General features: G+C 67.5%; 21 protein-coding genes, 1 tRNA gene and 1 pseudogene. 12 read left to right on the top strand and 11 right to left on the bottom strand.

The genetic code is table 11. The features are described 5' to 3' along the window. Window positions 1-972 (top strand): annotated as a pseudogene (locus LHP98_RS18145) (hypothetical protein); the annotation flags it as partial. A 347-nt stretch (window positions 973-1,319) separates the two neighbouring features. On the opposite strand, the gene LHP98_RS18140 reads toward LHP98_RS18145, so the two are convergent. The 4 genes from LHP98_RS18140 to LHP98_RS18125 all read right to left on the bottom strand — a co-directional run bounded on the left by LHP98_RS18140 (window position 1,320) and on the right by LHP98_RS18125 (window position 5,065). Then, window positions 1,320-1,396 (bottom strand) — tRNA-Arg (locus LHP98_RS18140). 59 nt (window positions 1,397-1,455) lie between these two features. Next, window positions 1,456-2,796 carry a sensor histidine kinase gene (locus LHP98_RS18135; protein ID WP_227253972.1) on the bottom strand — a complete coding sequence of 447 codons (1,341 nt, stop codon included), beginning with the start codon at window positions 2,794-2,796 and terminating at the stop codon, window positions 1,456-1,458. A gap of 146 nt (window positions 2,797-2,942) precedes the next feature. Continuing rightward, complete coding sequence (locus tag LHP98_RS18130) at window positions 2,943-4,361, bottom strand: dihydrolipoyl dehydrogenase family protein (RefSeq protein WP_227253970.1); 1,419 nt, start codon at window positions 4,359-4,361, stop codon at window positions 2,943-2,945. Beyond that, window positions 4,361-5,065 (bottom strand): TVP38/TMEM64 family protein, encoded by a 705-nt coding sequence (locus LHP98_RS18125; RefSeq protein WP_227253969.1) that lies wholly within the window; start codon window positions 5,063-5,065, stop codon window positions 4,361-4,363. Before LHP98_RS18125 ends, LHP98_RS18130 begins: the two co-directional genes overlap by 1 nt. A gap of 233 nt (window positions 5,066-5,298) precedes the next feature. Between LHP98_RS18125 and rpmH the strand changes: the two genes are divergently transcribed. From rpmH to LHP98_RS18075, 10 genes are all read left to right on the top strand, one after another. Then, complete coding sequence (rpmH, locus tag LHP98_RS18120) at window positions 5,299-5,433, top strand: 50S ribosomal protein L34 (RefSeq protein ID WP_227253968.1); 135 nt, start codon at window positions 5,299-5,301, stop codon at window positions 5,431-5,433. A 38-nt stretch (window positions 5,434-5,471) separates the two neighbouring features. Further along, window positions 5,472-5,915, top strand: coding sequence for a ribonuclease P protein component (rnpA, locus tag LHP98_RS18115; protein WP_227253967.1), 444 nt, complete (start codon window positions 5,472-5,474; stop codon window positions 5,913-5,915). After that, entirely contained in the window at window positions 5,912-6,178 is a 267-nt protein-coding gene (gene yidD / locus LHP98_RS18110) for a membrane protein insertion efficiency factor YidD (protein WP_227253966.1), read from the top strand. The genes rnpA and yidD overlap by 4 nt, the downstream gene beginning before the upstream one ends. Window positions 6,179-6,209: 31 nt before the next feature. Next, window positions 6,210-6,593, top strand: coding sequence for a fluoride efflux transporter CrcB (gene crcB, locus LHP98_RS18105; RefSeq protein WP_227253965.1), 384 nt, complete (start codon window positions 6,210-6,212; stop codon window positions 6,591-6,593). Continuing rightward, window positions 6,590-7,609, top strand: a complete 1,020-nt coding sequence (locus LHP98_RS18100; protein ID WP_227253964.1) for an RluA family pseudouridine synthase — start codon at window positions 6,590-6,592, stop codon at window positions 7,607-7,609. Before crcB ends, LHP98_RS18100 begins: the two co-directional genes overlap by 4 nt. A 12-nt stretch (window positions 7,610-7,621) precedes the next feature. Beyond that, window positions 7,622-8,329 (top strand): ATP12 family chaperone protein, encoded by a 708-nt coding sequence (locus LHP98_RS18095; RefSeq protein ID WP_227253963.1) that lies wholly within the window; start codon window positions 7,622-7,624, stop codon window positions 8,327-8,329. Window positions 8,330-8,560: 231 nt separating this feature from the next. Continuing rightward, window positions 8,561-9,577 carry an amino acid ABC transporter substrate-binding protein gene (locus tag LHP98_RS18090; RefSeq protein WP_227253962.1) on the top strand — a complete coding sequence of 339 codons (1,017 nt, stop codon included), beginning with the start codon at window positions 8,561-8,563 and terminating at the stop codon, window positions 9,575-9,577. Between the two features lie 131 nt (window positions 9,578-9,708). Continuing rightward, the gene (locus tag LHP98_RS18085; protein ID WP_227253961.1) at window positions 9,709-11,295 is read left to right on the top strand and encodes an amino acid ABC transporter permease; all 1,587 of its coding nucleotides are present in this window, start codon (window positions 9,709-9,711) and stop codon (window positions 11,293-11,295) included. A gap of 1 nt (window position 11,296) precedes the next feature. Then, window positions 11,297-13,090 (top strand): amino acid ABC transporter permease, encoded by a 1,794-nt coding sequence (locus tag LHP98_RS18080; protein ID WP_227253960.1) that lies wholly within the window; start codon window positions 11,297-11,299, stop codon window positions 13,088-13,090. Between the two features lie 10 nt (window positions 13,091-13,100). Next, entirely contained in the window at window positions 13,101-13,868 is a 768-nt protein-coding gene (locus LHP98_RS18075; protein WP_227253959.1) for an amino acid ABC transporter ATP-binding protein, read from the top strand. A 69-nt stretch (window positions 13,869-13,937) separates the two neighbouring features. Here LHP98_RS18075 and LHP98_RS18070 read toward each other — a convergent pair whose 3' ends face one another. The 3 genes from LHP98_RS18070 to argB form a co-directional block, all read right to left on the bottom strand. Then, complete coding sequence (locus LHP98_RS18070) at window positions 13,938-14,441, bottom strand: SixA phosphatase family protein (RefSeq protein ID WP_227253958.1); 504 nt, start codon at window positions 14,439-14,441, stop codon at window positions 13,938-13,940. Continuing rightward, window positions 14,438-15,073 carry a ferredoxin gene (locus tag LHP98_RS18065; RefSeq protein ID WP_227253957.1) on the bottom strand — a complete coding sequence of 212 codons (636 nt, stop codon included), beginning with the start codon at window positions 15,071-15,073 and terminating at the stop codon, window positions 14,438-14,440. Before LHP98_RS18065 ends, LHP98_RS18070 begins: the two co-directional genes overlap by 4 nt. A gap of 127 nt (window positions 15,074-15,200) precedes the next feature. Beyond that, window positions 15,201-16,079, bottom strand: coding sequence for an acetylglutamate kinase (gene argB / locus LHP98_RS18060; RefSeq protein ID WP_413687726.1), 879 nt, complete (start codon window positions 16,077-16,079; stop codon window positions 15,201-15,203). A 135-nt stretch (window positions 16,080-16,214) separates the two neighbouring features. On the opposite strand from argB, the gene LHP98_RS18055 reads away from it, so the two are divergent. Further along, window positions 16,215-16,946: an SDR family NAD(P)-dependent oxidoreductase gene (locus tag LHP98_RS18055; protein WP_227253955.1), complete on the top strand. Its 732-nt coding sequence runs from the start codon at window positions 16,215-16,217 to the stop codon at window positions 16,944-16,946. Here LHP98_RS18055 and LHP98_RS18050 read toward each other — a convergent pair. Genes LHP98_RS18050 through yidC form a run of 4 tightly spaced genes read right to left on the bottom strand, consistent with a single transcriptional unit; the run spans window position 16,943 to window position 22,027 of the window. Continuing rightward, on the bottom strand, window positions 16,943-18,559 hold the full coding sequence (locus tag LHP98_RS18050; RefSeq protein ID WP_227253954.1) for an MFS transporter: 1,617 nt from the start codon (window positions 18,557-18,559) through the stop codon (window positions 16,943-16,945). The genes LHP98_RS18055 and LHP98_RS18050 overlap by 4 nt on opposite strands. Before the next feature lie 59 nt (window positions 18,560-18,618). After that, window positions 18,619-19,269: a ribosome biogenesis GTP-binding protein YihA/YsxC gene (yihA, locus tag LHP98_RS18045; protein WP_227253953.1), complete on the bottom strand. Its 651-nt coding sequence runs from the start codon at window positions 19,267-19,269 to the stop codon at window positions 18,619-18,621. Beyond that, window positions 19,260-20,018, bottom strand: coding sequence for an MOSC domain-containing protein (locus tag LHP98_RS18040; RefSeq protein ID WP_227253952.1), 759 nt, complete (start codon window positions 20,016-20,018; stop codon window positions 19,260-19,262). Before LHP98_RS18040 ends, yihA begins: the two co-directional genes overlap by 10 nt. Next, window positions 20,015-22,027 carry a membrane protein insertase YidC gene (gene yidC, locus LHP98_RS18035; RefSeq protein WP_227253951.1) on the bottom strand — a complete coding sequence of 671 codons (2,013 nt, stop codon included), beginning with the start codon at window positions 22,025-22,027 and terminating at the stop codon, window positions 20,015-20,017. The genes LHP98_RS18040 and yidC overlap by 4 nt, the downstream gene beginning before the upstream one ends. Between the last annotated feature and the right edge of the window lie 54 nt (window positions 22,028-22,081).

The raw sequence follows: 22,081 nt of genomic DNA, 5'->3' as shown, positions 1-22,081 counted from the left end.
CAAAGACGAACGATCCGTCGGCGCGCAGGTGAACCTGATCTCTCTGCTGGAGGAGACCTTGGCAGAGCAGGCAAAGCTGACCGCGCTGTTCGCCGAACTGCTGATTCTTCCGGTGAACATGCGCCTGAGGTGTTTCGCAGGACCACCGGCCTGCGCGCCGATCATCACCGCAGTGCCGGGGTCAGAGCGCCGCTGCTGGGCAAGCTCTTCGACGAGACCGGCGATGGGTTGACCCCAACCCGCACGTCCATGCAAGGACGAAGCTATCGCTATTATGTCTCGAACCGGCTGATCACCGCGGGCTCCGATCTCAGTGGTTTGCGGCTGCCAGCTATCCCGCTCGAGCAGGAGGTGGCCCGCCAGATCGTCAACCACCTGCGCCACGCTGCCGAACGTCACCGGCTGCTGCAAGAGGTGGACGCACGCGCGGCGCTGATCCTCAAGGACAAGGCGCTTGCTCTGCCATTTGCCATCGAGCGGGAACCCCAGGTCATGTTGCCTACGATGGTGAACCGCGGAGACATCGCGGCCGGCACCCTCACCCTGCGCCTCGACGCTGCCGCCATCGCCACCCACCTTGTTGTGCAGCCCGCGACCCTTGACCCGAAGCTTTTGCAGGTTGCCTTCACATTCTCCCTTCGCCGCCGCGGCATCGAGACAAAGCTCATCGTCGGCGATTGTGCACCTGAGCCTGACCTGGCCCTTCTTCGTGCCCTGGCCGATGCGCACAAGGAAATGGCACGGCGTCGTGCCGGGCATCGTCGCTCGGATATCGACGGGGCCGGGGGTGCCGCTGGCAGCCGGATGCGACGGCGCAGCTATCTGGCGTTCCTGTCGCCGCGAATCCAGCAGGCCACTCTGGCGGGTCAGGTTCCGGAGGGTGTCAGCCCGGAGAGGATGCTGCGCACCGACCTGACGTTGGACCGGTCGGAGCAGGAGAAGTGCTTGGGGTTCGACTCCCTGTTCCGGTGAGGAAGATCCCTGTTCCGATGAATCTCTTTCCCTGATCGGGCAGATCCTTTCCCCTGTTCGCCTGGGAACAGGGAAAATCTCGCAACCAATCGGGCGCGCTTACCTTTCTTGTGGTCCATGCGCCGGTCGGCAAGTGCGACGGGTCGAGAGATCCGCATTTTCCCTGATCTTTCCCTGTTTCCGAGCAGGCCGGGTCGGTCGGCTCGACCTCCCGAGACGGCGTGAGCAACGCTGACCAGTCTTTCGAGCCGACCTTCGCCTCTCGAAAGGCGCCGACTTCGCAAGCCGCTGAACTGACGAGGAAAATCCCGCTGGAAAGCGGATGGAGACGCAGAGAATGGGGGGAATGGCGGACCCGGAGCGATTCGAACGCCCGACCCTCAGATTCGTAGTCTGATGCTCTATCCAGCTGAGCTACGGGTCCGCAATGCGCTGGCGATGTAGCCCCGCCGCCGCCGCAACGCAAGAGCCAAATCGCTGCCATCAGTCGCCAGCGAGATCAGCCAGCTTCGGCAGGTGGATCGCGAACTCGGTGCCGTCCTTGTCGCTGCGCACCAGGTCCAGCCGGCCGCCATGGCCCCGCACCAGCTCGGACGAAATCGCCAGTCCCAGACCGATGCCGCCCTTGCGTGCCCCGCCCTGGAAGGCGGCGAACAGGTTCTCCCGCGCTTTCTGCGGCAGGCCCGGCCCGGTGTCGCCGACGCGGATCACCCATTCCGCTTCGTCCTCGCCGGCGGCCAGCTCGATCATCCCCGGCGCGCCGGTCGCCTCGATCGCCTGCCGGGCGTTGCGGATCAGGTTCGACAGCACGCGGTACAACTGCTCATGGTCGGCGCGGATCGCCAGGTTCGGGGGTATGTCGATCACGCAGGTCACCGGCCCCGCCTCGACCAGGGCTTCGCCTTCCACCACCTCCTCGACCAGCGGCCGCAGGGCGAAGCGCGACAGTTGCGGCGGCGGTTCCTCGGCCTTGCCGAAGGCCAGGGTGGATTCGCACAACGAAACCGCCCGGCTGATCGAACTCACCAGCTTGGGCGCCGAGCGCGCCACCACCGGATCGACGCTGCCCTCGATCCGGTCGGCGAAGAGTTGCGCCGTGGTCAGGATGTTGCGCAGGTCATGGCTGATCTTGGCCACCGCGCCGCCCAGTTGCGCCAGCCGTTCCTTCTGCCGCAGCGCGCCGGTCAACTGCTTCTGCATCGAAGCCAGCGCCTCTTCGGCCACCCGCATCTCCTCCACCTCGGACAGCGGCGCGATCACCCGCCGCGCATCCTCGGGGGCTTCGGCGTAAAGCTGCATGTGCCGCACCACCCGGCGGATCGGCTGCACGATCAGCTTCTGCGCCGCGATGAACAGCAGCACCGCCGTCACCGCGGAAATCAGCGCCGAAAGATACAGGATGCGCCCGGCATACTGCGCCATCGCCTTGCGCAAAGGCTCGGTCTGCATGGTGATCTCGATCAGCTGCCCGCCTTCCTGCACCGGGTTTCCGATCACCCGCACGATCCGGTTCCGGCTGTCGACCAGGGTGCCCAGCGCGTCGCGGATCAGTTGCCAGGGGCCGGCCACGCGCAGGTCGTAATTCGCCGAAATCGGCTGCGGCACCGTCGAGGACAGCACCAGTTGCCGCACGTCGTCCCGCCGCAGCACCACGTTGTAGACCTCGGCATTGCGCAGCAACTCGGCCTCTAGCTCGGGGCTTATCATCTCGTCCGAGGCCAGTTGCACCAACGCCGCGATCTGTGCCTGCTGCAGCCGCTCCAGCAGATAGTCGGCCCGGAACCGCGCGATCGAGGGCAGGAAGATCAGAACCTCGGCCAGCATCACGAAGGCCACGGTCAGAAGCAGGAACCGCCCCGACAGCGTTCTGAAGAACCGCCCGCGCGTCGCCACCTGCCCTGCCTTCCTCTCTGCCCAAGTATCCCACGGGGGTCCGGGGGTGTGAAACCCCCGGCTGGCGCCACCCGCACCTAAGGCAGAACCCTTTGCACGACCCGCACCACCGCTTTCAGCACAGGATTATCAAAGAGTTTCGGGGAAAAATAGGCGCTTGCCGCACGCTTCGACACCTCTGCCAACGTCGGATAGGGCAGCACGGTTCCGGCCACGGCGGAAAGCTTCAGCCGCGCCGCCAGCGCCAGCGCCCAGAAGCCGATCAACTCGCCCGCCGCCGGGCCGGCGATGCTGACGCCCACCGGGCGGCCACGCACCACCATCAGCTTGACCAGCCCATGCCCCCGGGCGCCCGCCACCGCCCGGTCGTTGCCGTCGAACCCGGCCCGCACCACCGTCAGCCGCGCGCCATGCGCCGCCCGCGCCTCGGCCTCGGTCAGGCCGACCTGGGCCAGTTCCGGCTCGGTATAGGTGGCCCGCGGGATGTGGTCGCTGCGCGTCCTTGCCGGCAACCCCAGCACCGCCTGCCGCACCACCACCCCCGCGTGATAGCCCGCGACATGGGTGAACTGCAGCCCGCGCGCCGCATCGCCCACTGCAAAGACCCGCCGGTTCGTCACCGACCGCAGCCGCGCGTCCACCTTCACGCCCCGCGCGTCGAACTCCACCCCCGCGGCCTCAAGCCCCAGCCCGTCGACCGCCACCCTGCGGCCCACCGCCACCAGCAGGTGCGATCCGCGCACCTCAAGGCCATCGGCCAGCCGCAGCACCACCTCTCCGGCCCGCCCGGCAACCGAGGCGACGCCCACGCCCTCGCGGATCTCCACCCCCTCGGCCCGCAGCGCGGCCAACACCACCGCCGCCATCTCCGGGTCTTCCCGGCCCAAGGCGGCTGCCGCCTCGACCACCGTCACTGCGCAGCCCAGCCGCCGATGCGCCTGCGCCATCTCCAGCCCGATCGGCCCGCCGCCGATCACCAACAGATGCGCGGGGCGTTCACGCAGGGCGAACAGCGTCTCGTTGGTCAGGTAGGGCACCGCCTCCAGCCCCGGAATCGGCGGCACCAGCGGGCGGCTACCCGTCGCCACCACGAACCGCCGGGCGGAAACCCGAATGCCTCCCGCCTCCACCTCCTGCGGCCCAGTGAAATGCGCCCGCGCCCGGATCACCCTGCAGCCCAGCCCCTCGAACCGCTCCTGGCTGTCATGCGGCGCAATCGCGGCGATCACCGCGGCGACATGGTCCTTCACCGCGGCGAAATCCACCGCCGGGTCAACCCCCGGCACGCCGCGGAACCCGCGCCGCTGCGCCTGTGCTGCCGAAGCGGCGGCAAGCAAGGCCTTCGACGGCACGCAGCCTGCGTTCAGGCAGTCGCCGCCCATCTCGCCCGCCTCGATCAGCACCACCCGCGCGCCCATCTGCACCGCACCCGCCGCCACCGACAGCCCGCCCGAGCCGGCGCCGATCACGCAAAGGTCGGTCCTGATCCGATCCATCACACCGCCCCTTTCCGAAACGCCTTCACCACCATCGGCAGGGCCGCCAGCGCCGCCAGCCCCAACAGCGGCCCCAGCACCTGCGGCGCGAAGATCAGCCCCAGGTCCGGCGTCTCGCCCCGGGCAAACACCTCGGACAGGCCCGAACCAAGGCTGGTGAACACCAGCGCCGCCGGGATGATGCCGACGAACGTCGTCACCGCAAACGGCACCAGCCGGCTGCCGGTAAAGGCCGGGATCAGGTTGGCCAGAAAGAACGGCACCGCCGGCACCAGCCGCATCAAGAGCAGGACCGACCATTCGTTGGCCCGCAACCCCTCCATCAGCCGCGCCCCGGCCCCGCCCTGCGCCTGCACCCGCCGCGCCACCGCTTCTCCGAACCCGGCCCGGGCGGCCAGGAACACCGCGATGGCACCCAGCGTGGCGGCCCCCACGTTGAACGCCACACCCGGGAACACGCCGAACAGGAACCCCCCGGTCAGCGTGGCCACCGTGGCGCCCGGCAGGCTGAAGGCCACGATGCCCGCATAGGCCGCCAGGAACACCAGCACCGCCTGCCCGTAGTGCGCATCGCGGAACGCCAGCAGCGCCGCGCGGTTCTCGGCCAGCGCCTGAAACGACAGCCGGTCGCGCAACAGCACCGCCCCGGCCACGGCGGCAACCAGGATCAGCAGGATCGGCAGACGTTTCAGCAGCATGGGCATCGGGGCATCCTGGGGCAGGGTCGGGTCAGGCATAGCGGTTGTACGGCGCAGGCCCAGCCTTTGTTGCAGATAGCACGCGCGCTTCACGCGGCCTTGATCGGCGCCCCGAATTCTTGCAGGAATTCCGCGCCCCACACGTTGACAGCCGCCGCCGCCGCCCGTAGAGAGCGGGCTTCAACTTCCCGCCCTCGAATCCCTTGCGGTTCGGGCACCCGATCTGACGGAGAGCCGCCATGAAGCGCACCTATCAACCCTCGGCCCTGGTCCGCAAGCGCCGGCACGGCTTCCGCGCCCGCATGGCCACCAAGGGCGGCCGTCTTGTGCTGGCCGCGCGCCGCGCCAAGGGCCGCAAGGTCCTTTCGGCCTAAGCGTCCGCGCCGCGCCTTTCGCGCGGAAGGATGACGACATGACGCCGCCGGAGGCACAGGGCACAAGGCAACCCGCCGAAGCGCCCGCCGCGCCTCCGGCGGTTTCCGTTTGCGTGCCCCCCGACTGCATTCCCGCCGTCATGAAAACGCGGCCCGAGTTCCTCAAGGCCGCCTCCGCCCGCCGTCAGGGCACCGGCTCATTCCTTCTGCAGGCCCGTGACCGCCGCGATGGCACGACCGCCGTGCAGATCGGCTTCACCGCCTCGAAAAAGATCGGCAACGCCGTGGCCCGCAACCGCGCCAAGCGCCGCCTGCGCGAAGCGGCCCGGGCCGTGCTGCCCCGCCTTGCCCGCCCCGGCTGGGATTACGTGCTGGTCGCCCGCCCGAAGGCCACCATCACCCGCCCCTACGCCGACCTGCTGGCCGATCTCGAAACCGCCCTCGCGTCCGTCCACGCGACAAGATCGGGGGGCCAGCCATGACCCCGCTCGCCTGGGCCCTGTCGCTGCCCGTCCGCGCCTACCGGCTGCTGCTCAGCCCCTGGGTCGGCCACGGCTGCCGCTACCAGCCCACCTGTTCGGCCTACGCGCTTGAGGCATTGCAGCGCCACGGCGGCCTCAAGGGCGGATACCTCGCCGCACGACGCATCTTCCGCTGCCACCCCCTCGGCGGCCACGGCTACGACCCGGTTCCCGGCGCCGACCCCGACTTCGACCGCACCCGCCACCCCGACCGCCACCGTTGACTCCCGACCAACCCCGCCGCATAGGCCGCATATGATTTCCGCAGCAACCCTTGTTCAGGTCGCCCTTGGCGGCGCGCTCGGCTCTTCCGCGCGCTATATCGTCAACGTCACCTCAGGGCGCCTCCTGGGCACCGGCTTTCCCTATGCCACGCTGATCGTCAACGTCGTCGGATCGTTCCTCATGGGCCTGCTCGTCGTCGCCCTGGCCGAGAAATTCGGCAACCGCTACGCCCCCTTCCTGATGACCGGCGTCCTCGGCGGCTTCACCACCTTTTCCGCCTTCTCGCTGGATACGCTGACGCTGTACGAACGCGGCCAGACCGGCCTTGCGCTCTTGTATGTCGCGGCCTCCATCACCCTGTCCCTTGCCGCCATCGCCCTGGCGCTGCACCTTTTCCGCGGAGCCTTTGCATGACCGGCGTCCAGCTTCTGACCGTGACCGAGGATGAGGGCGAACAGCGCCTCGACCGCTGGCTGAAACGCCGCTTTCCCCAAATCACCCAAGGTGCTGTCGAAAAGCTGTGCCGCACCGGCCAGCTTCGGCTGGATGGCGCGCGGGTGAAATCGTCGGACCGGGTGGCGCCCGGCCAGTCCATCCGCGTGCCGCCGCTGCCCGACACGCCGGCCCCCGCGCCGTCCGAGCGCAGCCGCATTTCCGCGGCCGACGTCAAGATGATCCAGGACGCGGTGATCTTCCGCGACCAGCACCTGATCGTGCTGAACAAGCCGCCGGGCTTGCCCAGCCAGGGCGGCAGCGGACAGGGCGACCGCCACGTCGACGGCCTGTCCGAGGCGCTGACCTTCGGCTACAAGGACCGCCCCAAGCTGGTGCACCGGCTGGACAAGGATACCTCGGGCATCCTCATGCTCGCGCGCACCGACCGGGTGGCCCGCGCGGCGCGGAAGATCTACTGGGCCGTGGTCGCCGGCGTGCCGAACCCGCGCCAGGGCTCGATCAAGTTCTTCCTTGAAAAGGCCCCGGGCCGCGGCAAGGGCGGCGAGGGCGAGAAGATGCTGTGCATTCATCCCGCCAAGGCCAAGGACCACCCCGAGGCCAAGCGCGCCCAGACCGACTATTTCACCCTCTGGTTCCTGGGTAACCGCCTGTCGTGGATGGCGCTGGAGCCGGTCACCGGCCGCACCCACCAGCTGCGCGCCCATATGGCCGAGATCGGCCACCCGATCCTGGGCGACGGCAAGTATGGAGGCAGCGCGGCCGACAACACCGGCGAAGGCTGGGGCGCGGCGATCGGCGGCGACATCTCGAAAAAGCTGCACCTGCACGCGCGCTCGATCACCATCGAACACCCCGTCACCAAGGAAGTGATGACCTTCACCGCACCCCTGCCCGACCACATGGCCCGCACCTGGAAGGCGCTGGACTGGAAGGAAACCGACGTCCCCGCCGACCCGTTCGAGGTCTTCGGCTAGGGGCGCGCGGGCATGACCGGCTGGACGATGAAACGCTTCTGGACCAAAGCCACGGCTAACCCCGCGCCGGGCGGCTTTGCCATCGCGTTGGACGGCCGCCCGGTCAAGACGCCCGCCAAGGCGCCGCTGGTGGTGCCCACCGCCGGGCTGGCCCAGGCCATCGCCGCCGAATGGAACGCCCAGACCGGCGCGGTGCGGCCCGAGACGATGCCCTTCACCCGCACCGCAAACTCGGCCATCGACAAGCTGGCCAAACAGCACCCCGAGGTGGTGGCCCTGCTGGCCGACTACGGCGGGTCAGACCTGCTGTGCTACCGTGCCGGGCACCCGGCGGCCCTGGCGGCCCGTCAGGCCACCGTGTGGGACCCGATCCTTGCCTGGGCTGCCGACAGCCTTGGCGCCCCCCTGGCGGTGACCGAAGGCGTGGTCCCGGTCGCCCAGCCGGCGGCCAGTCTGCAGGCCCTCAAGGCCCGCATCGACGCGCTGGACCCGTTCCGCCTGGCCGCCTTCCACGACCTGGTGGCGATTCCCGGCTCGCTGGTGCTGGCCCTTGCGGTGACTCATGGCCGCATCGCTCCGCAAGCCGCCTGGGACGCCAGCCGAATCGACGAAGACTGGCAGATCGCCGATTGGGGCGCCGACGAAGAGGCGGCCGAAGCGGCGGCCCTTCGGCGAGAGGCTTTCCTGCACGCGCACCGATTCTACGATCTGTGCCTGTGACACCCGGTCTCTGACCCAAGGTCAATTGCCCACCAGCCCACGGAATTGGCCTGGAATCCCTTCAAGATGGGCGTTTCTGAGGTTGCGGCCGATGTGCTCTTGACCATCCAAACCGCTTTCGCGGAAACTGCCGAAACTCGGGGGCATGCCTCCGCAAGACTCGCCCCTGCGCGTCCGCAGGGCACCAACAACCTCCGCCGGCTAGCGGCGGAAACTCAGGAAGAGGTAACTATGAAGAAATCGGCACTTTTCGGCGCGCTCGCCGCCACGACCATGATCGTTGGCGCGGCGACCGCCGGCACGTTGGATGACGTCAAGGCCCGGGGCGAGCTGATCTGCGGTTCGAACACCGGCCTGACCGGCTTTGGCATGCCCGATGCGAACGGCACCTGGGTCGGCTTTGACGTCGCGCTGTGCCGCGCCGTCGCCGCCGCCGTTCTGGGCGACCCGACCAAGGTCAAGTTCGTGCCCACCACCGGCGAGACGCGCTTCACCGCGCTGGCCTCGGGCGAAGTGGACCTGCTGGTCCGCAACTCGACCTGGACCTACAGCCGCGACAACGACCTCAAGCTCGATTTCGTCGCCGTCAACTACTACGACGGCCAGGGCTTCATGGTGAAGAAAGACCTCGGCGTATCTTCCGCCAAGGAACTGGACGGCGCCACGGTCTGCATTCAGACCGGCACCACGACCGAGCTGAACCTGGCGGACTTCTTCAAGTTCAACAACATCAGCTACACCCCGGTCACCGTGCAGGATGACAGCGAGGCCCAGCGCCAGTATCTGGCCGGCGCTTGCGACACCTACACCACCGACGCCTCGGGCCTGGCCGCGGCGCGCGCCACCATGGCCGATCCGGAAAACCACATCATCCTTCCGGAAATCATCTCGAAGGAACCGCTTGGCCCGGTCGTCCGCCATGGCGACAACCAGTGGGGCGACATCGTCCGCTGGACCTTCAACGCGCTTCTGATCGCCGAGGAAAAGGGCATCACCAAGGCCAACATCGAAGAAGTGGCTTCCACCACGACCGACCCGGAAATCCGCCGGATGCTGGGCCTGGAAGGTGACTACGGCAAGATGATGGGCCTCGACAACGGCGCCTTCAAGGCGGCGATCATGGCCGGCGGCAACTATGGCGAGATCTTCGAGGCCAACATCGGCTCGGCCACGCCGATCGGCCTGGCGCGCGGCCTGAACGCGCTGTGGACGCAGGGCGGCCTGCAATACGCGGCGCCGTTCCGCTAAGGCACCCGACGGGGGCGCGTCCGGCAACGGTGGCGCCCCCGTTTCCTTTCAAGACTTCCCGATCCACGCGCATCGCCGCGGCATAACCGGCAGGAAAGCCGGAAAACGGACGGGCCCAGGGGAAGTAACGCATGGCATTGGCCACCGATGTGCCGAAGGAAAGCTTCCGGCTTTCCATGCTGATCTACGATACGCGATTCCGCTCGATCACCATTCAGGTGGTCGTGCTGCTGTTGTTTCTGCTGCTCGTCGGCTGGCTGGTGGACAACACCGTTCAGAACCTGGCGGCCAAGGACAAGGACATCAGCTTCGGCTTTCTCTGGCAGCGCGCCGGCTATGACATCGAGCAGCAGCTGATCCCCTACACCAACGACAGCACGCACGGCCGCGCCACCATCATCGGCCTGTTGAACACCCTGGCCGTCGCTGCGCTGGGCTGTGTCTTCGCCACCGTCATCGGCGTCTTCGCGGGCGTCCTTCGGCTGTCGAACAACTGGATCGTCGGCCGTCTGATGACGGTCTATGTCGAGATCTTCCGGAACGTGCCGCTGCTTCTGTGGATCATCCTGATCTTCGTCGTGACCTCCGAGACGCAGCCGGCGCCCAGTGACTTCAAGGTGACCGCCGCCATGATCGAGGCGCGCGCCGCTCTTGCCGGGGCCGGCACTGTGGCTGAAAGCGCGGGCCTGCTTGACCGGATCACCGGCATCTATGTCTTCAGCATGCCGTTCTTCCTGTGGCTCGTCATCGGCATCGGGCTTGTCGTCGCGTCCTGGCAATTCGCCGCCACCCGCCTCGCCGCGTCGGGCACGACGCGCGCCCTGATCCCGGCCGCTGCCGCCGTGGTCTGGATCGGCCTTGCCCTCACGCTGTTCAACGACGGGCTGACTCGCGCCACCGAGACCTTGGCGGCGCAGGGCACCGTCCAGACCGAACCGGCAAACCAGAAGATGCTGTTCGACAGCACGGCGCTGACCAACCGGGGCGCCTATGTTCCGGCGCCGATCCTTGACCGTCCGCTTGGCGGAACCGAGATCGCCACCATTCCCGTCAACTACTCGGTCCTTGCGACGCTGGCCGTGATTGCCCTTTCGGTGTTTGCCAACCTTGCGCTCTTGCGCCGGGCCCGGGCCATTCAAGAGGAAACGGGCAACCGCCCGACGACCTGGTGGCAGTCACTGGCGATCTTGTTCCTGCCCACGATTGCGCTGCTCTGGGCGATGGGCTTCCACCTCGACATCCCCGCCTTCGCGACCGACGAGGCCGGCGTGTCGAAGGGCTTCAACTTCCAGGGCGGGATACTCGTCCAGCACAGCTTCACCGCGCTGGTCGTCGCGCTGTCGCTCTACACCGGCGCCTTCATCGCCGAGATCGTTCGCTCGGGCATCATGGCCATCAGCCGTGGGCAAAGCGAGGCAGCCTTCGCCCTGGGCCTGCGCCCGGGCCGCACGATGAACCTGATCATCCTGCCGCAGGCGCTGCGGGTCATCATTCCGCCGCTGATCTCGCAATACCTGAACCTGACCAAGAACACCTCGCTCGGCATCGCCGTCAGCTACCTTGACCTCAAGGGCACGCTGGGCGGCATCTCGCTGAACCAGACCGGGCGCGAGCTGGAATGCATGCTGCTGATGATGCTGATCTACCTCATCATCAGCCTGCTGATTTCCTCGGTGATGAACGTGTTCAACGCCGCCGTGAAGCTGAAGGAGCGCTGAGATGGACCGCCCCTTCGTCCGCAGCGCGATGCTGCCCTCGGCATCGCCACCCGTCACCGAGCGCGGCATCTTCAAATGGCTGCGCGAGAACCTGTTCTCCGGGCCTCTCAACACCCTGCTCACCGTGCTCAGCACCGCATTGGTCGTCTGGCTGGTGGCCATCGCTTTCCCCTGGTGGTGGAACGGCATCTGGACCGCCAGTTCCCTGGGCGAATGCCGCAGCATCCTGGCCGCCGAGGGCGCCGACAGCGGCGCCTGCTGGGCCGTCATCAAGGCCCGCTGGCACCAGTATATCTTCGGCTTCTTCCCGGTCGACATGTACTGGCGCCCGGTGCTGGCCTTCGGCCTGATGTTCGTGGCCCTGGCGCCGGTGCTGTACTGGAACGACCGCAAGGGCGCGGTGCTGACCGGCGCGGCGGGCGTGTTGACCGTGGCCGCCATGGTCGGGCTTTCCTCACCGGCCAGCATCGACCTTTTTGCGGGCATTCTCATGCTGGCGCTTTTCGCCCTGGCCTGGATCGCGCCGCGGCAACTGATCTGGGTCACCCTGCTGTTTCCCTTCCTGGTGGTCTGGCTGCTTTGGGGCGGATCGGTCTGGGCACCGGTCTCGGCGGTGTTCGCGGTGGCCCTGGGCGTCGTTGCCGGCCTGCTTTACGGCCGCAGCCGGATGCCGGCCCTGAACCTGGTCTATGCCCTTGCCGTCGCCCTGGGCGCGGCCCTGGTTGCGTCCACCGTGATCGGCTACCTCGACTCGGTCACCGCCGACTTTCTGGGCAAGATGGCGGCGGCCGACTTCTACCCCGGCTTCTTTGCCGACAGCGGTCCGCTTGCCAAGGCCTTCGGCATGTTGCTTTCGGCTCTGGTCTGGGCCGTGTCCATGGCGGTCTGGGCCCTGGTCGCCGGCCTGCGCTGGGTCAGCTACGCGTTGAACCTGAACGCCTCGCAACTGGTTGATTTCGGCTTCGCCCCGTTCATCGGCATTGGCGCCGTGCTGGCGGCCGTCGGTGTCTTCATCGCCGCCCGGAACCGTGCCGCCGGCCTTGGCGTCTTCGGCGGGCTTCTTGCGCTGGGGGCCTACTGGATGTTCGCTCATGACGCCGTGGTGGCACAGCTTGCGGCCTGGATGCCCTTCGGGCTGGTCCCGGTCCGGTCTGACGATTTCGGCGGCTTCCTGCTGGCCATCGTGATCGGCGTCACCGCGATCTCCTGCTCGTTGCCGCTGGGCATCCTGCTGGCGCTGGGCCGCCGTTCGGACATGCTGCTCGTCAAGGTCCTGTCGGTCGGCTTCATCGAGTTCATCCGCGGCGTGCCGCTGATCACCCTTCTGTTCACCGCCTCGCTGCTTCTGGCCTATTTCCTGCCGCCCGGCACGAATTTCGACCTGATCCTGCGGGTCATCATCCTGGCCTCCCTGTTCTCGGCCGCCTACCTGGCCGAGGTGGTGCGTGGCGGCCTTGCCGCCCTGCCCCGCGGCCAGTACGAGGCGGCCGATGCCCTGGGCCTTGACTACTGGCAGGCGCAGCGGCTGATCATCATGCCGCAGGCCCTGAAGATCAGCATCCCCGGCATCGTCTCCACCTTCATCGGCCTGTTCAAGGACACCACGCTGGTCTCCTTCGTGGGCCTTCTCGACCCCCTCCGCGGGGTGACGCAGATCGTCCGCGCCGACATCAACTGGAAGGGCATCTACTGGGAGCCCTACATCTTCGTCGGCGTCATCTTCTTTCTCATCTGCTTCGGCATGTCGCGATACTCGATGTATCTCGAGCGCAAGCTGAAGACCGATCACCGATAGGAGCCGCCGCATGGCTGACGCGAACCGGATGCAGGTCTCGGACGAAATCGCCATCGAGATCCGCAACATGAACAAGTGGTTCGGGCAGTTCCACGTGCTGCGCGACATCAACATGACGGTGCAGAAGGGCGAGCGGATCGTGATCTGCGGGCCGTCGGGCAGCGGCAAATCCACCCTGATCCGCTGCATCAACCGGCTGGAAGAGCATCAGTCCGGCCACATCGTCGTGGACGGCACCGAACTGACCTCTGACCTCAAGAACATCGACAAGGTCCGCTCCGAGGTTGGCATGGTGTTCCAGCACTTCAACCTGTTTCCGCACCTGACGATCCTGGAAAACCTCACCCTCGCGCCGATCTGGGTCCGCAAGGTGCCCAAGCGCGAGGCCGAGGAAACCGCGATGTACTTCCTCGGCAAGGTCAAGATCCCCGAACAGGCGCACAAGTTCCCGGGGCAACTGTCCGGCGGCCAGCAGCAGCGCGTGGCGATCGCCCGCAGTCTGTGCATGCGGCCCCGCATCATGCTGTTCGACGAGCCGACCAGCGCCCTTGACCCCGAGATGATCAAGGAGGTTCTCGACACCATGATCGCCCTGGCCGAAGAAGGCATGACAATGATCTGCGTCACCCACGAAATGGGCTTCGCCCAGGCCGTCGCGAACCGGGTGATCTTCATGGACCAGGGCCAGATCGTCGAACAGAACGCGCCACGCGAGTTCTTCTCGAACCCCCAAAGCGACCGCACCAAGCTGTTCCTGAGCCAGATCCTGGGTCACTGACCGACGAGAGCCGATTTTCGACGAAAATCGGGAAGAAAACGAAATTCGCGCGAATTTCGTTTTCCGGGATCAGCCTGCGATCTCTTTCGGCACCACGAAGTCGACCGGCACGCCCTGGCCGAATTCCACCTCAGTCCAGGTGTCCACGGCGAAATCCACCACCAGCGTCGCGCCGGTGGGGTAGCGGGTGAAATCCGGGCTGGCCGGCGTTTTCGACACCAGCCGGTGCGCAAATTCCGCGATGCCGGGGTTGTGGCCGATCATCATCACCACATCCGCCTTGCCGTGGCGCAGCACCGCCATCATCACGTCCGGCCCGGCGTGATACAGCGCCGGCTTCAGTTCAAGCACCGGGGTGCCGGGCAGTGCAGGGGCAATGCCGGAAAATGTCTTGCGGGTGCGCAGGCTGTCGGAACACAGCACCTCTTGCGGCACATACCCGCGCGATGACAACCACTGCCCCAGGTCCGCCGCCGCCGCCTTGCCCCGCTCGTTCAGGGGCCGGTCGTGGTCGGCCATGGTGGGGTCGTCCCAGCTGGACTTGGCATGCCGGGTCAGGATCAGACGCTTCATCGGTGGAACTGCCTCATGTGATAGGCCGATTGCTCAGGCATCCTTGCATAGCCTTGGGAGACGGGGCAAGCGCGCCGCACCAGGCAGCCGCCGGCAAGACATTCTGCCCCACCCCCGTCCAGCCAGGCATGGCAGGCCGGCACGTCATAGCCGCCGGCGCCCAGCGCCCCCACGGGGCAGGCGGTCAGGCAGGGCGCGGCGCAGCCGTCGCAGGGCCGGGCGGCGGGTGGCAGGTCCAGCGCCTGCGGCAACGCCAGCGCGCCCCGGAAGCTGACCCACAGGCCCTGGCTTTCATGCACCAAGAGCCGCACCGGGCTGTCCCAGCACCGCCCCGTGCGCAGCGCCCAGGTGTAGAACGGGTGGTACGGCGGGCCGCCGAAAGGAAACAGCGCGATGCCGCCCAGATCGCGCGCCAGCGCGCCCAGCACCCGGGCCGACCAGCGGTCAACCGGGTCGGGCGCGCCGTCCCATTCGGGTTGCGCCTTGAGGTGCGGCCAGAACCCCTCGGCCGGGCCGACCAGCACCAGCGTCCGGGTGCCTTCGGGCAGGTCGCCCTCTGCGGCGGCAAAGCCGCCCAGCACCGCCAGACGGTGTGGCGCCAGCAGGGCGTCCAGGGATGATTCGCTGATCATCGTTAACGTCCCCCTTCGCGGCGCCACGGCCCGACGTCTGCCATACGTCAGCCATACGTTGTGCCGACGCAGCGCATACCTCTGAAAACGTCACGCCATCGCCAATTAACGCGGCGCCCGCAACAGCTTAGCGCGGCGCGTGCGGCTTGACCCGCGGCGCGGTCGACCGGATCTGCGACCCCGCCCCATGGTCGGTGAACAGCTCCACCAGACAGGCGTTCGGGATGCGGCCGTCCAGGATGGTGACGGCCCGTGTGCCCTGCTCGATCGCCATCAGCGCGGTCTCGGTCTTGGGGATCATCCCGCCCGAGATCACCCCCTCGGCGGTCATCTGGCGAATCTCTTCCGGCGTGATCTGCGTCATCACCTCTCCGGCAGCGTTCTTCACCCCCGACACGTCGGTCAAAAGCAGCAGACGGTCGGCGTGCAGCGCCCCTGCGATGGCCCCCGCCGCCGTGTCGCCGTTCACGTTGAAGGTCTCGTTGTCCTTCATGCCCGTCGCCACCGGGGCCACAACCGGAATGATCCCAGCCCCATAAAGGTCGCGCAGCACCTGCACGTTCATCTCGACCGGGCGGCCGACATAGCCCAGTTCGGGGTCGTCGGCCTCGCACACCATCAGGTCGTCGTCCTTGCCAGAAATGCCCACGGCCCGGCCGCCGGCATCCATGATCGCCTGCACGATCCGCTTGTTCACCAGGCCCGACAGGATCATCTCGACGACCTCGACCGTGGCCTTGTCGGTGACCCGCTTGCCGCGCACCCATTCCGACTTGATGCCCAGCTTGCCCAGCATGTCGTTGATCATCGGCCCGCCGCCGTGGACCACCACCGGGTGTACGCCCACCTGCTTCATCAACACGATGTCGCGGGCGAACTCGGCCATCGCGGCATCGTCGCCCATGGCATTGCCGCCGAACTTGACCACCACCACCGCACCCGAGAACCGCTGCAGATAGGGCAGCGCTTCGGACAGCATCTTGGCGGTGGCTTGGGCTTCTTGCATGGTCAGGGTCTGCCGCTTCATCAGGGCCTCCGGGTTCAGGCGCCGCATAAGACTTTTCGCCCCGCCTGCCAAGCGGGGATTGTCTTTCACCTTTGCCAGCTTAGCTTCAGAGGGTGGCGCAGGAGGCCGCAGAACATGAGTGAACGCAAGACCTTGCTGCTGACCGGCGCCTCGCGCGGGATCGGCCACGCCACCGTGAAACGGTTCGAGCGCGAGGGCTGGCAGATCCTCACCTGCTCGCGCCATCCGTTCGACCCGCGCTGCCCCTGGCCCGGCGGCCGCGAGGCGCATGTCCAGCTGGACCTTGCCTCGCCCGACGCCACCATCGCCGCCATCGAGCAGGTGCGCGAGCGGATAGACGGCAAGTTGCACGCGCTGGTGAACAACGCCGGCATCTCGCCCAAGGGCCCCGGCGGCGCGCGCCTGAACACCCTGACCACCGACCTGCGCACCTGGGGCCAGGTCTTCCACGTCAACTTCTTCGCGCCCATCATCCTGGCCCGCGGGTTGATGAACGAGCTGTCCGCCGCCAAGGGTGCGGTGGTCAACGTCACCTCGATTGCCGGCAGCCGGGTGCACCCCTTCGCGGGCGCGGCCTATTCCACTTCAAAGGCCGCGCTGGCCGCGTTGACGCGGGAAATGGCGCATGATTTCGGCCCCTTGGGCGTGCGCGTCAACGCCATCGCCCCGGGCGAGATCGACACCGCGATCCTGTCGCCCGGCACCGACAAGATCGTCGAGAAGCTGCCGATGCAGCGGCTGGGACAACCGTCCGAGGTGGCCGATGCGATCTGGTTCCTGTGCTCGGACCAGTCCAGCTATATCTCGGGCGCCGAGCTTGAAGTGAACGGCGCCCAGCACGTCTAGGGGTCCAGCAGCGGCAGGTCATCGCGGTCGGGCACGGTCCCGCGCTCGATCATGCGGTGGACTCGGGGCTTGTCCGGCCCCCGGTGCAGCTCCATCAGCCGGTCGAAGTTGGTGGCGTCGGTCGCGGTGCGGCGCTGGTTGTGGCGCAGGTATTCGATCCACGTCGCCACATGGTAGCTTTCGACCCAGAGGTCGGGGTTCTCAAGGTCGCGCAGCAGCGCCCATTGCCGGGCGCCATCGCGGCGGCGAAAGCGGCGCCGCTCGGCCATCAGGGCCAGGAAGGGCTCGGTCCTGTCGGGCGGGATGTCCCAGTCGACCATCACCATGATCGGCCCCGACCGGGCCTTGAGGTCCAGCCGCAGCGCCGGGGCGTTGAAGCGGTTGGCCGGGTCAAGGTTGGCATCCGACAGCGCCGGCATCGGCAGGAAGAACCCGATGGCCCCGCCCAGGGCAAGGAAGGCGGCCGCGGAATACAGCGCGGTCGGGATCGTCGTCGCCTCGGCCAGATGGCCCCAGACCCAGGCGCCGAGCGCCATGCCGCCAAAGGCCAATGACTGGTAGATCGCCAGCGCCCGCCCCACCACCCATCGCGGCGTGGCCAGTTGGGTTGACACGTTGAAGTTCGACAGCGCCAGCACCCATGAGGCGCCCGCAATCATCAGGCCCGGCACGGCGGCCAGGATGCTGCCCGCCAGCGCCAGGCCGGCGGTTCCCGCCGCAAAGGCCGCAAATGACCCGGCCACGATGGTCTCAAGCCGGAATGCCGCCCGGATGCGCGCGGACAGAAAGGCCCCGCCGATGGCCCCCAGGCCGAAGATGCCCAGCATCAGGCCGAAGCTGGTGGCGTCTCCGCCCAACCTGTCGCGGGCCACCAGCGGCATCAGCGCCATCAGGGCAACGCCACCAAAGCCGAACAGGAAGCCGCGCCCCATCACCAGCACCAGGTTGGGCGACAGCGTCACATAGCGCAGCCCGGCCAGGATCGCGCTGCCCAGGTTTTCGGCCGGCAGGGTGCGGTCTTCCTGCGGCGGGCGCCAGCGGGCCAGCGCGTAGATCACCGCCAGATAGCTGACCGCATTCAGCCCGAAGGCCGCCGCCGGCCCGTAAGAGGCAACGATCAGCCCGCCCAGGGCCGGCCCGATCGAGCGCATCAGGTTGAAGCTGACCGAGTTCAGCGTGACAGCAGCGGGCAGGTCTTCGCGCGGCACCAGATCGCGCATCGAGGCTTGCCAGGAGGGCAGGTGCAGGGCCGAGCCCAGCCCCAGCAGGAAGGTGAAGGCCAGCAGGCGCCAGGGCCCCAGCACTTCGGCCCAGGCCGCCAGCGCCAGCAGGGCCGACACCACGGCCATGAAGCCTTGCGCGGCCAGCATCACCCGGCGGCGGTCGAAGTTGTCGGCCACAGCCCCCGCCGCCACCGCCAGCACCAGGATCGGCAGCGTGGTCGAGGCCTGCACCAGCGCCACCATCCGCTCGGACGAGGTCAGTTCGGCCATCTGCCAGGCCGCCCCCACACCCTGCACCAGCGAGCCAAGGTTCGACACCAGCGTCGCCGTCCAGATCAGACGGAAATTCGGGTGGGACAGAGGGGCCAGCGGCGAACGGGCGTCAGTCATGCGAGAACCTTCCGGCCCCCTTTGTGACGCAGCCTGCGCCGGCTTTCCAGCCTGCGCAGTTACTCCAGCGTGGCGATCAGGGCGCGCAGGGCCTCGATCCCCTCGCCCTTCTCGCTGCTGGTGACGACGATCTCGGGGTAGGCGGCAGGGTGCTTCTGCAGCGCCGCCATCACCTGGGCGATGTTGGCCTCGCGCGTGGCGCGGTTCACCTTGTCGGCCTTTGTCATCACCACCTGAAAGGTCACCGCGGACCGGTCGAGAAGCGCAAGAATCTCTTCGTCCACTTCCTTGACGCCGTGCCGGGTGTCGATCAGCACGAAGGCCCGGCGCAGGGTCTGGCGGCCCTGAAGGTACTGCTTCAGCAGCGCCTGCCACTTGGCGACGATGGCCACCGGTGCCTCGGCATAGCCATAGCCGGGCAGGTCGACCATGTAACGGGCTTCGCCCAAGGCAAAGAAGTTGATCTCTTGCGTCCGCCCCGGGGTGTTCGAGGCCCGGGCCAGGTTCTTGCGGCCGGTCAGCGCGTTGATCAGACTGGACTTGCCCACGTTCGAGCGGCCCGCAAAGCAGAATTCCAGCCGGTCGGCTGGTGGCAAGCCCGACATCGCGACCACGCCCTTGACGAACTCGACCGGGCCGGCGAACAGCAGGCGCCCGTCTTCGCGGGCGTCATCCTCGGGTTCGGGAGCCAGGGTGAAGGTCAGGCCCATGTGCGCACCGTATCGCCAAGGGCGACCGTGCCGCCTTCGATCACCCGGGCGAAGACGCCGAAATCGGTGTGGCCGAAGTGGCCTTCCAGCGCCGCCATGATGTCGGCGTCGAAGGCGCCGGTCTCGGGGTTCGCGCCGGTGGCCTGGCAGCGACCGACGGGCTCTTCGACCCGCAGGCGGGCCGATCCGAGGGTGATCTCCTGGCCAATCATCGCAAGCTCCTGCCAGGGGGCCCAGCCGGCGACCCAGATGTTGCCGCGGAAGCGGTGGATCGACAGATCCTGCCCCAGCCGGGCCGCCAGATCGGCCAGCGAGGACAGGCTGTTGATCGAGACCAGCGGCTGGTCCTGATCGGTCATCGCCTGGCCGGGCACGCGGATCACCCGGGCCGGTTCAGGCCGGGTGTCGGACCACAGCGGTCTGAGCCAGTCGATCAGCCGGGCCGCGTCGGGCGCGTCGTCGGGGCGGAATGTCTCGGTCGGGCGGCGGGGATGCGACAGCGTCACCGCGCCCGCCTCCGGGTCCGAGGTGCAGGAGACCGCCATCAGTTCGGCCGAGCCCCAGCCGCGCAGGAAGTTCAGCTTTGGCGCCCAGGCCAGCGGGTCGGACAGGCGCGCGGCGGCATGGGCGACAGCCCAGAGCCGGTCGAAGGGGAAGGCCGCGTCACGCGTCAGCGTGGCCCGCTCTACCGTTTCAAAGCCTGCCGACTTGATCGGGTGGCGGACCAGGTGCGCGACCTGTGCGGTCATTTCTTCTTGCCACGCGAGGGCGGCTTGGCTGCGGCCCTCGCGCGCGCCTTCTGCGGCGCCTTGGCCACCGGCTTCGGCACCGGCTCGGCTTGCGGCACCGGCGCGTCCCCTGCCGCCGCCTCGGGCGCGGCCACAGCGGCCGGCGCCAAGGCTGGCTTGGACTTGGGCGCGGCAGCCGGTCTGGCGGAGGCCGCGGGTTTCCCCGCCGGCGCCAGGGCCGCCGCGGCGGCGGCATCCTTCTTGCGGAACCCCGACTTGATGTTGCCAAAGATGTCGGGCCGGTGCCCGTGGCTGCGCATGATCAGGTATTGCTGGGTGAAGGTGATGATGTTGTTGGCGATCCAGTAGACCACCAGACCGCTGGCAAAGCTGCCCAACATGAACATGAAGATCCAGGGCATCCAGGCAAAGACCTGCTGCTGAACCGGGTCGCTGGGCGCCGGGTTCAGCTTCTGCTGCAGCCACATGGTGATGCCCAGAAGGATAGGCAGCACGCCGATGAAGATCGTCGCCATCAGCGTGCCGGGCATCGGCGCGGCCCAGGGCAGCGCCCCGAAAAGGTTGTAGATCGACGACGTGTCAGGCGCAGACAGGTCCTTCAACCAGCCGAAGAACGGCGCGTGGCGCAACTCGATGGTGACGAAGATCACCTTGTAGAGGCTGAAGAAGATCGGAATCTGGATCAGGATCGGCAGGCAGCCCGCGGCCGGGTTCACCTTCTTTTCCTTGTACAGCTGCAAGGTTTCGCGCTGCATGCGCTGCTTGTCCTCGCCGGCGCGCAGCTTGATCGCTTCCATCTCGGGCTGCAGTTCCTTCATCCGCGCCATCGAGACGTAGGATTTGTAGGCCAGAGGCAGCACGATCAGCTTCAGCACGAAGGTCAGCGCGATGATGGCGAGGCCCATGTTGCCGATCAGCCCGTGCAGCCAGTGCAGAACGTGGAAGATCGGCTTGGTCAGGAAGTAGAACCAGCCCCAGTCGATGGAATCGATGAAGCCGGGGATGCCGGCCTTGTCTTCGTAGGTGCGGATCAGTTCCCATTCCTTGGCACCCGCGAACAGCCGGGTGCTGTTGGTGACGCTTTGGCCGGGGGCAACCGACACGACGGGCTGGCGCACCTCGGTCTGGTAGATGTCGCCCTCGGCGACGTGCTTGGTCACCTGGGTGAAGGGCTTGCCCTGTTCGGGCGCCAGAATCGCCATCCAGTAGTGGTCGGTGAAGCCGATCCAGCCGTCGCCCTGCGACTGCACGATCTCGGCCGCGGCGCCTTCGGCCGGATCAACGTCAAGATCGACCACATCGTCGTAATTGGTCTCTTCCAGCGTGCCGTCGGTCCGGCGGACGGCGCCTTCGTGGACGACGAAGATGTTCTGCATCTGCGGCAGGCCGTGACGGGCGATAATGCCATAGGGCGCAAGGCCGACCGAGGCGGTGCCACCGTTCTGCACGGTATCCGAGACGGTGAAGAGATAGTCCTCGTCCACAGCGATTTCACGCAGGAAGGTCAGGCCCTTGCCGTTGTCCCATTGCAGGGTGACCGGCTGGCCCGGGGCAAGCGTGGTGCCCTTGGCGATCTGCCATTCGGTGCGGGCATCCGGCACCTCGCCCTGGGCCAGGCCCGTTCCGGGCAGCCAGCCGAAGACGGCATAGAACGGGTGTTCTTCGCCCACGGGCGACAAGAGCCGCACGGTCGGCGAGGCGGGGTCCAGCGTCTCGCGGTAGCTTTTCAACGACAGGTCGTCGATCCGCGCGCCCTTCATCGAGATCGAGCCCTTCAGTTCGGGCGTGTCGATGGTCAGACGGGGCGAGTCCGGCACGGCGGTCGCGGCGCCGGTATCGGCGGCCGTCGCGGCAGGGGCCGGGGCCGTCTCGGGCGCGGTCAGGGCTGCGGTGTCGGTCTGGGCTTCGGGCGGCGGTTCCGGCGGCGGAAACAGCACGAACCAGACCAGGATGACCAGGAAGCTCAGAACCGTGGCTAGGATCAGGTTCCGGTTGTTGTTGTCGCCCATCAGGACACCGCCGAACGTGAAAAGGGGATCGGCGTTGCTTCAACAGAAGGGGGC

Source organism: Rhodobacter sp. Har01, from assembly GCF_020564565.1.
In the GTDB taxonomy this organism is placed as follows: Bacteria; Pseudomonadota; Alphaproteobacteria; order Rhodobacterales; family Rhodobacteraceae; genus Pseudogemmobacter.
Note: the sequence above shows the minus strand (reverse complement) of the source record. Positions and strands in the feature narration are given on the sequence as shown.

Coding starts and splice junctions, on each gene's coding strand:
- LHP98_RS18135 (WP_227253972.1), bottom strand. CDS start 2,796: ATGCTGGCCGAGGTTCTGATCTTCCTGCCCTCGATCGCGCGGTTCCGG.
- LHP98_RS18130 (WP_227253970.1), bottom strand. CDS start 4,361: ATGGATCGGATCAGGACCGACCTTTGCGTGATCGGCGCCGGCTCGGGC.
- LHP98_RS18125 (WP_227253969.1), bottom strand. CDS start 5,065: ATGCCCATGCTGCTGAAACGTCTGCCGATCCTGCTGATCCTGGTTGCC.
- rpmH (WP_227253968.1), top strand. CDS start 5,299: ATGAAGCGCACCTATCAACCCTCGGCCCTGGTCCGCAAGCGCCGGCAC.
- rnpA (WP_227253967.1), top strand. CDS start 5,472: ATGACGCCGCCGGAGGCACAGGGCACAAGGCAACCCGCCGAAGCGCCC.
- yidD (WP_227253966.1), top strand. CDS start 5,912: ATGACCCCGCTCGCCTGGGCCCTGTCGCTGCCCGTCCGCGCCTACCGG.
- crcB (WP_227253965.1), top strand. CDS start 6,210: ATGATTTCCGCAGCAACCCTTGTTCAGGTCGCCCTTGGCGGCGCGCTC.
- LHP98_RS18100 (WP_227253964.1), top strand. CDS start 6,590: ATGACCGGCGTCCAGCTTCTGACCGTGACCGAGGATGAGGGCGAACAG.
- LHP98_RS18095 (WP_227253963.1), top strand. CDS start 7,622: ATGACCGGCTGGACGATGAAACGCTTCTGGACCAAAGCCACGGCTAAC.
- LHP98_RS18090 (WP_227253962.1), top strand. CDS start 8,561: ATGAAGAAATCGGCACTTTTCGGCGCGCTCGCCGCCACGACCATGATC.
- LHP98_RS18085 (WP_227253961.1), top strand. CDS start 9,709: ATGGCATTGGCCACCGATGTGCCGAAGGAAAGCTTCCGGCTTTCCATG.
- LHP98_RS18080 (WP_227253960.1), top strand. CDS start 11,297: ATGGACCGCCCCTTCGTCCGCAGCGCGATGCTGCCCTCGGCATCGCCA.
- LHP98_RS18075 (WP_227253959.1), top strand. CDS start 13,101: ATGGCTGACGCGAACCGGATGCAGGTCTCGGACGAAATCGCCATCGAG.
- LHP98_RS18070 (WP_227253958.1), bottom strand. CDS start 14,441: ATGAAGCGTCTGATCCTGACCCGGCATGCCAAGTCCAGCTGGGACGAC.
- LHP98_RS18065 (WP_227253957.1), bottom strand. CDS start 15,073: ATGATCAGCGAATCATCCCTGGACGCCCTGCTGGCGCCACACCGTCTG.
- argB (WP_413687726.1), bottom strand. CDS start 16,079: ATGCAAGAAGCCCAAGCCACCGCCAAGATGCTGTCCGAAGCGCTGCCC.
- LHP98_RS18055 (WP_227253955.1), top strand. CDS start 16,215: ATGAGTGAACGCAAGACCTTGCTGCTGACCGGCGCCTCGCGCGGGATC.
- LHP98_RS18050 (WP_227253954.1), bottom strand. CDS start 18,559: ATGACTGACGCCCGTTCGCCGCTGGCCCCTCTGTCCCACCCGAATTTC.
- yihA (WP_227253953.1), bottom strand. CDS start 19,269: ATGGGCCTGACCTTCACCCTGGCTCCCGAACCCGAGGATGACGCCCGC.
- LHP98_RS18040 (WP_227253952.1), bottom strand. CDS start 20,018: ATGACCGCACAGGTCGCGCACCTGGTCCGCCACCCGATCAAGTCGGCA.
- yidC (WP_227253951.1), bottom strand. CDS start 22,027: ATGGGCGACAACAACAACCGGAACCTGATCCTAGCCACGGTTCTGAGC.